Source organism: Aliamphritea spongicola (genome assembly GCF_017051665.1).
GTDB classification, from domain to species: Bacteria; Pseudomonadota; Gammaproteobacteria; order Pseudomonadales; family Balneatricaceae; genus Amphritea; species Amphritea spongicola.
Genome location: NZ_JAFIDL010000008.1, coordinates 69,171 through 80,730 on the forward strand (window position 1 = coordinate 69,171; position 11,560 = coordinate 80,730).

General features: G+C 56.0%; 12 protein-coding genes. 11 read left to right on the top strand and 1 reads right to left on the bottom strand.

All coding sequences use genetic code 11. From position 1 onward, the window contains the following. Positions 1-107: 107 nt before the first annotated feature. From modA to modC, 3 genes are read left to right on the top strand one after another with little or no spacing between them, the layout of a single operon-like run. Positions 108-872, top strand: a complete 765-nt coding sequence (gene modA / locus JYB63_RS19035; protein ID WP_205659510.1) for a molybdate ABC transporter substrate-binding protein — start codon at positions 108-110, stop codon at positions 870-872. Then, entirely contained in the window at positions 872-1,552 is a 681-nt protein-coding gene (gene modB / locus JYB63_RS19040; RefSeq protein ID WP_205659511.1) for a molybdate ABC transporter permease subunit, read from the top strand. The genes modA and modB overlap by 1 nt, the downstream gene beginning before the upstream one ends. After that, on the top strand, positions 1,549-2,619 hold the full coding sequence (gene modC, locus JYB63_RS19045; RefSeq protein ID WP_205659512.1) for a molybdenum ABC transporter ATP-binding protein: 1,071 nt from the start codon (positions 1,549-1,551) through the stop codon (positions 2,617-2,619). The genes modB and modC overlap by 4 nt, the downstream gene beginning before the upstream one ends. A 24-nt stretch (positions 2,620-2,643) precedes the next feature. On the opposite strand, the gene JYB63_RS19050 is transcribed toward modC, so the two are convergent. Beyond that, positions 2,644-3,513: a LysR family transcriptional regulator gene (locus JYB63_RS19050; protein ID WP_205659513.1), complete on the bottom strand. Its 870-nt coding sequence runs from the start codon at positions 3,511-3,513 to the stop codon at positions 2,644-2,646. Positions 3,514-3,667: 154 nt separating this feature from the next. Between JYB63_RS19050 and JYB63_RS19055 the strand changes: the two genes are divergently transcribed. The 8 genes from JYB63_RS19055 (at position 3,668) to JYB63_RS19090 (ending at position 11,451) form a co-directional block, all read left to right on the top strand. Next, positions 3,668-4,864: a YbfB/YjiJ family MFS transporter gene (locus JYB63_RS19055; RefSeq protein ID WP_336510908.1), complete on the top strand. Its 1,197-nt coding sequence runs from the start codon at positions 3,668-3,670 to the stop codon at positions 4,862-4,864. A 65-nt stretch (positions 4,865-4,929) separates the two neighbouring features. Further along, a complete protein-coding gene (locus JYB63_RS19060) occupies positions 4,930-5,916 on the top strand; it encodes a DUF3179 domain-containing protein (RefSeq protein WP_243432072.1) in 987 nt (328 codons plus the stop codon). Beyond that, positions 5,900-6,394: a GNAT family N-acetyltransferase gene (locus JYB63_RS19065; RefSeq protein ID WP_205659515.1), complete on the top strand. Its 495-nt coding sequence runs from the start codon at positions 5,900-5,902 to the stop codon at positions 6,392-6,394. Before JYB63_RS19060 ends, JYB63_RS19065 begins: the two co-directional genes overlap by 17 nt. A gap of 137 nt (positions 6,395-6,531) precedes the next feature. Next, the gene (locus JYB63_RS19070) at positions 6,532-7,350 is read left to right on the top strand and encodes a class I SAM-dependent methyltransferase (protein ID WP_205659516.1); all 819 of its coding nucleotides are present in this window, start codon (positions 6,532-6,534) and stop codon (positions 7,348-7,350) included. After that, positions 7,343-7,975, top strand: coding sequence for a SagB family peptide dehydrogenase (locus tag JYB63_RS19075; protein WP_205659517.1), 633 nt, complete (start codon positions 7,343-7,345; stop codon positions 7,973-7,975). The genes JYB63_RS19070 and JYB63_RS19075 overlap by 8 nt, the downstream gene beginning before the upstream one ends. 127 nt (positions 7,976-8,102) lie before the next feature. Continuing rightward, the gene (locus tag JYB63_RS19080; protein ID WP_205659518.1) at positions 8,103-9,269 is read left to right on the top strand and encodes a sterol desaturase family protein; all 1,167 of its coding nucleotides are present in this window, start codon (positions 8,103-8,105) and stop codon (positions 9,267-9,269) included. A gap of 275 nt (positions 9,270-9,544) precedes the next feature. After that, entirely contained in the window at positions 9,545-10,501 is a 957-nt protein-coding gene (locus tag JYB63_RS19085; protein ID WP_205659519.1) for a GlxA family transcriptional regulator, read from the top strand. 173 nt (positions 10,502-10,674) lie between these two features. Beyond that, entirely contained in the window at positions 10,675-11,451 is a 777-nt protein-coding gene (locus tag JYB63_RS19090) for an SDR family oxidoreductase (RefSeq protein WP_205659520.1), read from the top strand. Positions 11,452-11,560: the final 109 nt, after the last annotated feature.

The following is an 11,560-nucleotide window of genomic DNA, read 5'->3' on the forward strand; positions in this document are numbered from 1 at the left end:
ATCAATGTGCCCCGGTTGCGGGGCAATTCTGCTGCCACTGGCTGGCCCGATCTGCTATAAAATCGTCATAACTGTAAGATGACGGATATCTGTTCAAATAGGCGTGAATGACAATGAAAGTGCTGCTGCGAAGTGTGTTTCTGGGATGCAGTCTGCTGCTGGCGGCAAATGCCGGCGCGGCGGAAGTCCGTATTGCTGTGGCGAGTAATTTTATTGCTGCAATGGAAGCATTGGCGGAACGCTTTACGGCGGACAGTGGTCATAGCACCAAGCTGATTTTCGGTTCCACCGGTAAACACTACGCGCAGATTAAACACGGCGCGCCTTTTGATGTGTTTTTTGCGGCGGATACCAAGCGGCCGCAACTGCTCGAGAAAGAAGGTATTGCGGTGCCTGGCAGCCGTTTTACCTATGCTACCGGCAAGCTGGTGCTGTGGAGCCCGGATGCCAGCCTGATTGATCCACAGGGACAGGTGCTGCAATCCGAAGCATTTCGTCATCTGGCGATGGCCAACCCTAAGCTGGCGCCTTATGGCCGTGCAGCACAGGAGGTGATGGAGCAGGCGGGGGTATGGCCCGGGTTGCGAAGCCGTGCAGTGCGGGGGGAGAACATCGGCCAGACGTTTCAGTTTGTCCGCAGTGGTAATGCCCAGCTGGGGTTTGTTGCCTATTCACAGCTGAAAGCCTTACCGGATGCCGGCGGCTCCCAGTGGTTACCGGACCAGAACAGCTATACACCGATCCGCCAGCAGGCGGTATTACTTAAAGATACGCCGGCCGCACAGCAGTTTATGCAGTTTGTGCAAAGCCCGGCAGGCACTGAGATCATCAGCCGTTTCGGTTATGACAGTGCCACAGATGATGGCCAATAATGCTGACTCAACAAGACCTTGATGCGTTACTGATTACCTTACAGCTGGCGGGGGTGACCACCCTGATTCTGCTGTTGGTCGGAACGCCTTTTGCCTGGTGGCTGGCCCGCAGCCGCTGGCGTTACAAATTCCTCATAGAAGCGGTTGTCGCCCTGCCGCTGGTATTACCGCCCACCGTACTGGGTTTTTATCTGTTGCTGGCGCTGGCCCCGGATGGTCCGGTGGGCAGTCTGGTGAAATCCATGGGAGGTGATCCGCTACCTTTCAGCTTTACCGGGCTGGTGATCGGTTCGGTATTTTATTCCCTGCCCTTTGTGGTGCAGCCACTGCAGAACGCCTTCCGGGCCATTGGTTGCCGGCCGATGGAAGTGGCAGCTACCTTACGGGCGGCGCCGCTGGACCGCTTCTTTAGTGTGGCAGTACCGCTGGCACGGCCGGGGTTTCTGACCGCCGCAGTGCTTGGCTTTGCCCATACTCTGGGTGAGTTCGGTGTGGTGCTGATGATTGGCGGTAATATTCCCGGCGAAACCCAGGTGGTTTCTATCGCTATTTATGACCATGTTGAAGCGCTGGAGTACGGTCAGGCCCACTGGTTGTCCGGTGGTTTGCTGGCCCTGTCATTTGTCATGCTGATGGCCGTGTATGCCTTGAACCGTCGTTTTATGGTGGTGCGCTTATGAGTATTCAGGCGCGTTTTCAGCTGAGCCGCGGTGAGTTTGATCTGGATGTGGATCTGCAGCTACCTGCCAAAGGCGTTACGGCCATTTTCGGGCCTTCAGGTTGCGGTAAAACAACTTTGTTACGGGCAGTCGCCGGGCTGGAGCCGCAGGCACAGGGTGAGCTGCGGGTGAATGATCAGGTCTGGCAGGACAGCCGTACCCGGCTGGCGGTGCACAAACGGCCGATCGGCTATGTGTTTCAGGAACCCAGCCTGTTTGAGCACCTGAGTGTGCAGAAGAATATCGAATTTGGCCTGAAGCGCAGTAAGCCTGACGGTGATAAAACCATTTCGCTGGATGCGGCTGTTGAGCTGCTGGGGATCGGTCATCTGCTGAAACGTCAGCCTTATCAGTTATCCGGCGGTGAGCAGCAGCGGGTGGCCATTGCCCGGGCACTGGCGGTAAGCCCGCAGGTGCTGTTACTGGATGAACCCATGGCGGCGCTGGATGATGCCCGTAAGCAGGAAATTCTGCCCTATCTGGAAAACCTCCATCAGCAGCTGGATATTCCTTTACTGTACGTGAGTCACTCCCGGGATGAAGTGGCCCGTCTGGCGGACCATCTGGTGATGATGCAGGCCGGCCGTGCGGTTGCTGAAGGCCCGCTGGAAACGGTATTTACCAGCCTGGATATGCCGCTGGCTCAGGGGCCGGATGCGGAAACTGTCATTGAGGCGGTGGTGGCAGGCCGGGACGGTGCTTACGACCTGAGCTATTTGGTGTTTTCCGGTGGCCGTTTTGCAGTAGCCGGGGAGCGCATGCCACAGGGCCAGCGGGCCCGTCTGCAGATTCAGGCCCGGGATGTCAGCCTGACCCTGAACCGGCAGAGTGATACCAGTATTCTGAACATCTTCCCTGCGCAGGTGGAAGCGCTGGCGGAAACCAGTACCGCGCAGGTAACGGTGCGGTTACGGATAGGGAATGATTTGATTCTGGCGAGGATTACCCGCAAATCAGCAGCTGAGCTGAACCTGCATCCGGGTAGCCAGGTATATGCTCAGATCAAGAGTGTGGCGGTACTGGCCTGAGCCGGTGTGGTTTGCCGGTCTGACTCAGACAGCCTGTTCAGATAGCAGTTGGCTGACCTGCACACTTAAGTCCTTCAGGGCGGGCAGTGGTAGCGCATCTTTATGCTGAATCATCAGTGTCGGTACGCGTCCCAGTTCGGTGGGAAGCTGTTCCGTGTGCAGCGCCGGATGATGACTGCTGGCCGCAACCACTGCCGCCGGCAGCAGGGTGCAACCAAGGCCGGCAGCGACGCAACTGAGAATGCCATCCAGACTGCCCATTTCCATTAATTGCTGTGTGTGATTACCACTGTGCCGTTGCCAGTTCAGTGCCCGGGTACGGTAAGCGCAGCCGTCTCTGAACAGGATCAGCGGTAACTGGGAAATTGCCGGCGTGCCGGACTGATTACTGCTTACCAGTACCAGTTCTTCTTCGATTACCTGACTGACCTGAATATCCGGGTGCTCTACCGGACCACCCACAAAGGCGCAGTCGAGCTTATGTTGCAGCACATCCTGTATCAGATCGGCGGTGGTGTTGGTGCTGATCTGTAGCTGCAGGCCTGGATGGTCATGGCGCAGTTGCTGCAAAATCGGTGAAAGACGCAACGCCGCAAAGGATTCCATGGTGCCGATGCGCAGCTCGCCACTCTGATTGCCCGCCTGCCGGACCGCCTGGGTGGCCTGAATTTCCAGTTGCAGCATGCGCCGGGCATAGCTTTCCAGTACCTGCCCTGAAGGGGACAGCACCAGCCCCCGGCCCTGACGGTAAAACAGCTGGGTATCCAGTGTTTCTTCGAGCCGTTTAATCCGTGAGGTGACGTTGGACTGTACCGTATTGAGATGACGGGACGCGGCCAGAATGCCGCCCTGTTCAATGACGCTGATAAAGGTATGAAGGGCAGGCAGGTCCATAGTCGGTTTTTTTCGTTACTCGATTATCAATATATCTGTTAGACAGAATGTTTATATCAAAATGATTCGCTTGTTGAGATGGTTGGCATTATGTACCGTATGCCGCGCATGGGCAAATCCTGCCGGTGCTGAATGGCTTTACAGGAGTGGGTCAGTGTTGCAGTTTTCAGAAAAGTTTCGGGTACTGGCTGCCGGGGTGTTAGGGCTGGTGATTACCATGGGGGTGGCACGGTTTGCCTACACCCCGTTGCTGGGCATTATGCAGCAGCATACGGACCTGAGCCTGGCTGCAGGGGGCTGGCTGGCCGCACTGAACTATGTGGGTTATCTCAGTGGTGCGGTGATCGCTTCGCTGATTAGTGACTTGCAGCTGAAAGACCGGCTGTTCCGCATTGGCCTGCTGGTGGCGGTGGTGACCACCCTGATGATGGGGATGACGGATAATCTGTGGCTCTGGGCTGTGTCGCGATTTTTTGCCGGGCTGAGCAGTGCCGCCGGGATGCTGCTGGGCTCCGGGCTGGTGCTCAACTGGCTGATGCGCAACGGGCAGCGGGGTGAGCTGGGCATTCACTTTGGTGGTATCGGGCTGGGCATCGCCTGTTGTGCCATTTTGGTGGAGGTTACGGTACGTGTGGCTGACTGGCAGCAGCAGTGGTATCTGCTCACTCTTCTAGCGCTGGTGTTAACTGTGCTGGCCTGGCGCTGGATGCCAGCACCGGATACCAGCGGTATGACCACCACCGGGCAGCCCATGCCGGATAATCCGCCGGGCCGGTTGTTCATCTGGGTGTTTATGGCCGCGTATTTTTGTGCCGGTATTGGCTATGCGGTGAGTGCCACCTTTATCAGCGCTATCGTGGAAGCGCTGCCGGGCATGCAGGGGCAGGGCAGTATTACCTTTATGCTGGTGGGCATTGGGGCCATGCCGGCCTGTTTTATCTGGGACCGGGTCGCCAGGGTCACCGGTGATGTGTATGCCCTGCTGCTGGCCTGTCTGTTGCAGATTGTAGGAATTGTACTGCCGCTGCTGGGCAGCAGCCTGTGGTTTGCCCTCTGCGGTGCCGCTCTGTTCGGTGCCACCTTTGTGGGCATGGTCAGCCTGGTGCTTGCCATGGCCGGCCGTTATTACCCGACCCGCCCGGCCAAAATGATGGGCCGGATGACCATTTCTTACGGGATTGCTCAGATAGTTGCACCGGCGGTTACCGGCTGGTTAGCGGCGGGCAGTGGCAGTTATGCACAGGGGCTTTATCTGGCGGCAGGAATGATGTTGCTGGGAGCTGTGCTGCTGGTATGGCTGAAGTGGCTGGAACGCCTGCCGCAGCCGGATGGGGCTGTCGCAGCCGGGTAGTCAGTTGCCTGCGGTACTCATGTGCCGCAGCCCGGTATATGATGATCCTGGAGGAGGATCAGCCTATGCCGTTATTTATCTCTTCGCTTTACCGCTTTTTCTGGTTCAGGATCTTGCTGACAGGAGTGCTGTTCGGCAGTTTGTGCATGCCGTTACAGGCCCGCACCCTGAACGGTTTTGACCTTAGTGACAGCCTGCTGGATAGCCGGAAAATTCTCTCCGGAGGCCCACCCCGGGACGGTATTCCCTCCATTGATAATCCCCGTTTCACTCAGGCCGATGCGGCCGGATGGCTGGCCCCGGATGCCCGGGTAATGGGCGTGGTGCATAACGGCATCGCCAAAGCCTACCCCATTGCGATTCTTGACTGGCATGAAATCGTCAATGACCGTTTTGGCTCAGGGCAGGTTAATGCACTGGTGATTACTTACTGCCCGCTGTGCGGCACCGGCGTTGTGTATCAGGCGGCCCCTGCGGGAAACGCGTTGTCATTCGGTGTGTCCGGTTTGCTCTATAACAGTGATGTGCTGCTCTATGACCGCCAGACCGAGTCACTCTGGTCGCAGCTGCAGAACCGGGCGGTAACGGGGGAGTACAAAGGGCAGGCGCTGCAGATGGTGCCGTCCTGGTACACCACCTGGCAAAGCTGGCTGGCCCAGTATCCTGAAACGCAGGTGTTATCCCGGGAGACCGGCTTTAACCGAAATTATGACCGTTCACCTTATGGCGACTATGATACGTCGACGAATCTGTATTTCCCGGTGGAATTTCTCAGCCAGGCTTATCACCCGAAAGAGCGGGTGCTGGGGCTGGAACTGAACGGTCAGTTCAAGGCCTATCCGTTTGCGGAGCTGGCTAAAGCTGGCGCCTCAGGGGAGGTTCGGGACACGTTTGCCGGACAGCAACTGCTCATTCGCTATGATGCGGAACAGCGCAGCGGCCGGATCTGGCTGGCCGGGACAGAACAGGAATTACCCGTGGTGAACAGTTTCTGGTTCGCCTGGTACACATTTCATCCACAGGGAGAGGTTTTTAATGGCAGTGACAACTGAAATTCAGGCTTACGGCGCGGAACATCATGACGGTGTTGTCGCTCTGATGGCCGTGCTGCAGGACTATGAGCGGGAGCTCAGCAGCGACCGGCCACCGGGTAATGAAGTTGCTGCCGGCCATTTCCGTTATCTGCGCCGGGCCTGTGAAGCGTCCGGTGGTCAGGTGTTTGTGGCACTGCAGGGGCAAGAGGTGTGCGGTTTTCTGGTGGTGATCACTGAGTCGGAGCATGTGGATGATCTGCATTTGTATCCGGAATATAAAACCTGGGGGTTGGTGACAGATCTCTGTGTGGCTGCGGAATGCCGGGGTAAAGGCATTGCGACCCGGCTGATGGCAGCGGCTGAGGCCCATTGCCGGGATATGGGGCTGGCCCGGATTCTGGTGACGGCGCTGGCAGACAACCATCTGGCCCGTGACAGCTATACCCGGCAGGGCTACCGGCTGGCGGAAGTGACCTTTATTAAAGAGCTTTATTAAAGAGCTTTGAGTCAGGATTTGTTAACGCCGGATAGGATAAAAGCAGTTCTTTCAGTTAGTTCTGAAGCACAGGAAAAACCACAATGGGGGCAAAAGTCGTTATCAGATGCCCCGTAACCCTGTAAAAAGAAGTAGGTATGGATACTAAACATCAGGATTTGATTCGCAGCACCCTGGCTTCCTGGAATGAGGCAGCGCCGGTGCATGCCAGAGTGAATGCCGAATTACGGCAGCAGGTTCAGCGGCCCGGCTTTAATAATCTGAATGCCGGTTTGCATGCTTTGCTGCAAAAAGAAGCGCTGGAGGGGAAGTCGGTTTTGCAGCTGTGCTGCAATAATGGCATTGATCTGCTGTCGGTGAAAAAGATGGGCGCGGGGCAGTGTACCGGCATTGACGGTGCGGCAAACTTTGTTGAGCAGGCGCAGGAACTGGCGGCACTGGCCGGGCATCCGGATATGCAGTTTTACTGCTATAACGTGTATGCCATTCCGGAAACCCTGACGCAGCGGTTTGATTTTCTGATCGTGACAGTGGGTGTACTTAACTGGATGCCGGATTTACCGGGCTTCATGGCTGTATGCCATCGCTTTCTTAAATCCGGTGGCAAGCTGTTCATTGAGGATATTCACCCGCTGCTGAATATGTACGATGAAACTGAAGCCGGCCCATTGTTGCAGTATTCATATTTTAACCGGGCACCTTTTGAGGATACCTCCGGGCTGGATTACTTTACCGGCGAAGCCTATGAGGCAACGCCCAATTACTGGTTTCAGCATACCCTGGCAGACATTTTACAGGCGGCGCTGGGGCAACAGTTACAGTTATGCTGGTTTGAGGAAGTCGCCGAAAACATTGGTAATTATTGTGCTGAGTTACAGCATGTACCGGCGAATCCGCCGTTAGGGTTTGTGGCGAGCTGGCAGAAGCATGAGCAAACAGGGGAATGTGATGATTAAGCCGTTACCGGAACTGCAATTACCGCCATGTGACCTGCAGATGGTGCTCAAAGAACGTGAGACAGTCCGTTCGTTTAACGTTGAACAGGGGCTCAATCTGGAGCAGTTATCGGCATTGCTATGGGCCGGTCAGGGGGAACGCAAAACCCGGGGCGGTACGTCTAACGGGAAACGCATGGCGCCTTCCGCCAATGGCCTGTGCCCGCTGTCGTTGCAGGTGTATGTCCGCCATGTGCGGGGGCTGATTCCCGGTGTTTACGGTTATAACGGTGCGAGCCACAGCCTGAATTTTCTGGATGAAGGTGAGCGCAGTGCGGGATTCGCCGCAGCGGCAATCGGTGATCAGCCCTGGCTGGCGGATGCCGCCGCGGTGATTGTAGTGCTGGCGGATATTCAGAGTATGCGCCAGGCATTTGCCGAACAGGCCCCCCGGGGCTGGCGCGGTGAACGCTATGTGTATATGGAAACCGGTGCCGTCAGCCAGAACATTCATTTGCAGGCTACCGCGCTGGGGCTGGGCATGACTTTAGTCGGAGGCTTCGATGATGTGGCCGTATGTCAGTTATTGCCACAGTCCGGTTTGCTGGAGCCCACAGCACTGCTTTGTGTAGGCCCCAGAGCATAGGTATTTTTAGCGGTCTGCACAGTGCGCGCCGTTTATGACAGGCAGCCCTTGAGGCTGCCTGTTTTCGTTTTAGCGGATAATTCCGGTAAAGTATCCGGCTGATACTTATGAAGCACAGGGATTTCTCATGCTTAGCAGGATTTTTAAGGACGATACCTTTCAGTTTGGTGCCGGCAATATCAGTGGCTACATCGCCTGTTTACTGGCGGTACTGTCATTTTTAGGGGTGTTGGCATTTCATTTTCCCCAATACCTCACTACCCCCGAACTGCGGCAGGCCTATGATGTGGAGTTTCTGCGCCAGCTGATGTTCTGGTCAATGGTGCTGGCGGGCAGCCTTGGCTTGCTTAACTTTGTCCGCAACCGGCAAAAACGGATGGGGGCTTTTGCCTGGGTGTTTCTGATTCTGACAATCATGCTGGGGGGCCATCAGGTTGAGGTGGGGGAATTCACCACACCTACGCTGTATCTGGGGATGGACTGGTTCATTCTGGATTTGCTGGGCTCTACCCTGGTGTTTATTTTCATTGAAAAACTGATCCCCCATAACCGTCAGCAGGCTGTTTTACGGCCGGAATGGCAGGGGGATCTGAACCACTTCTTTGTGAATCACCTGATTGTCGGCTTTGTGTTGCTGGTGACCAATCTGTTTGTTCACAAGGCGTTTGGCTGGGCGGTGTTTTCTGAAGTGCAGGATTTTATTGCCGGGCTGCCGCTGGCGGTGCAGATATTCCTGATCGTGCTGGCGGCGGATCTGGTGCAGTACAGTGCCCATCGGGCTTATCATGAAGTGCCGGTGCTGTGGCGCTTTCATGCGGTGCACCACAGTGCCAAGCACATGGACTGGCTGGCGGGTTCCCGGCAGCATATTCTCGAGCTGATCGCTACCCGCTGTCTGGTGCTGACGCCTATTTTCGTGCTCGGGTTCTCAAAGGAAGTGATTGATATATATGTGATCATTGTGGGTCTGCAGGCGGTGTTTAACCACGCCAATGTGAATGTGAAGTTTGGCTGGCTGAAATACATCATTGTGACGCCGCAATTCCATCATTGGCATCATTCATCTGATGATGCGGCCATTGACCGTAATTATGCCGCCCACTTTGCCTTTCTGGATTACCTGTTTGGCACGGCTGTGCGTGGCCAGAAAGAATGGCCGGATGCCTATGGTGTGGTGGGAGATTACGTGCCGGTGGGTATGTTCCGGCAGCAACTGTTTCCGTTTCAGTCGGTGACCCGGATGGTGAAAGCCAAGTTCCGTGCCCGGGCTGAAAGAGACCGGCAGCAGGGCTGAAGGTCTGTTTTGAAGAAAACCCCGCACGCGGGGTTTTTTTGTGCCTGTAGTACCGGTGCCAGTGCTGTTTATTCTGCAGGAATCGTGTCGATATATTCGCTTGTGTTATGTTTTTATTCGTATATAGATAAAGATCGTCGGTTTTTGTCAGTATCTTAGTAGGCTTGTTTTGTCTGGGCGGTTTTGTCGGAATCGTCCAGGCAGACTGTGCTATACCGGTGACAGGCGGGGCCTGAAACACGTGGGTTTATTTACGCCTGAGCAGGAGGTGCATTATGTTCGGTGATCGGCCGGTGAGTTTTCCCCAGCAGATAGATTTTCTGCTCGTCCCCGGGTTTTCCCTGTTTGGCTTAACCTCCATGCTGGACCCTCTGCGTCATGCTAACCGCACCAGTGAGCGCGAATTGTATCGCTGGCGGCTGATCAGTGAGCAGGGCGGGCTGATCAGCAGCAGTGACGGCATTGAAATTATGAGCCAGCACAGCCTCCGGGATGTCGGGAAAGTGCAGATGCTGATTGTCTGTGCCGGTGATAACCCGGAACAGAACATTACCCCCGGATTACTGAGTTTTGTTCGTCAGCAGGCCAGCCACGGTGCCGAGATCGGCAGCCAGGATACCGCAGCCTATATCGTTGCCGCAGCCGGAGTACTGGACGGTTACCGCACCACCATGCACTGGGAAAATCTGCCTGCTGCGATGGCGGTTTACCCCCGAGTGAGCTGGGTGCAGGAGCTGCTGGTGGTGGACGGAAAACGGTTTTCCTGCAGCGGTGCACTGTCGGGGCTGGAGATGATGCTGCACCTGATCCGTACCCAGCACGGTAACGGGTTGGCAGTGACGGTGGCGGATGAACTGATAGTCACCCATGAAAGACACCATTCTGATCCCCAGCGGGCCTCGCTGCAGAAACGGCTCGACAGCCGTAATCCCCGTCTGGCGGATGCGGTACAGCTGATGGAAAACAACATTGAAGAACCCCTCAGCATGGGGGAGATTGCCGTGCATCTGGGGGTGTCTAACCGGGAGCTGGAACGGCTTTTCAAACATTACCTGCAGCAGACCCCCGGCACTTATTACCGTACCCTACGGCTCAATCAGGCACGCTGGATGCTACAGCAGACCAGCCACAGCGTGACCGATGTGGCCGTTGCCTGCGGTTTCAGCTCCGTGGCGCACTTCAGCCGCTGCTATCAGCGCTATTTCAATATCAAACCCAGTCACGAACGTTAGGCGCAGATTGACGATTTTGTCCGGTTATATTCGATTTTTATCAACAGATAGTCGTTTTTTCTGAAAACCTCAGCCGCTGCCTTCGGTACTTTAGCAGGCAGATAATAACAATAAGCGTGCAGCTGACAGACAGGTGAGGCCTTCACTGACAGTTGCCGCTGGCGGAGGTGTTCATGAGCGGGCAGTCACAGCAACAACGGGTATTTATAACAGCAGCGGCGCAGGGTATTGGCCGGGGAATTGCCCGGGCTTTTGTCGCTGCCGGTGCCCGGGTACACATTTGTGATATTGATCAGGATGCCCTGAATGCCATGGCGGCGGAGTCTGATCAGATCAGCTGCAGCCTGACAGATGTGGGGGATGAAGCTCAGGTCGAAGCCTTCTTCCGTGAAGGTCTTGAGCAACTGGGCGGCATTGATGTGCTGGTGAATAACGCCGGTATCGGCGGCCCGGCCGGGGTGCTGGAATCACTGGATTCTGATGCATGGCAGCAAACCGTACAGATAAACCTTAATGCCACCTTCTACGCCTGTAAGCAGGCCCTGCCGCTGATGAAAGAACAGCAGTCCGGCGCCATTATCAATTTATCTTCCACCGCCGGAATCATGGGCTATCCCCTGCGTACTCCTTATGCGGCTGCCAAATGGGCAGTGACCGGGCTGACCAAGTCTCTGGCGATGGAGTGCGGTACCGACAATATCCGGGTGAATGCGATTTGCCCCGGGGCGGTCTCAGGCGAGCGGATGGACCGGGTGATTGCCAACGAAGCCCGCGCCCGCGACACCTCAGAAGCCGAAGTACGCGCTGCCTATGTGAGCCAGTGCTCGATGCAGACTTTTGTGGACCCTGAAGACATTGCCGCTATGGCGGTGTTCCTGGCGTCTGAGGGAGGCCGAAGAGTCTCTGGTCAGGTGATCAGCGTCGACGGTGATACCCACACACTGGCGTAAACCACAGTTAAACCGTTTCGGAAAATGCCTGCCTGATCCGTTCGCCTGATGTTGGCGGATCAGCGAGTTTGCCGGCGCAAGCCGGCCTTTTTCCTTTCCTGCCTTCCGA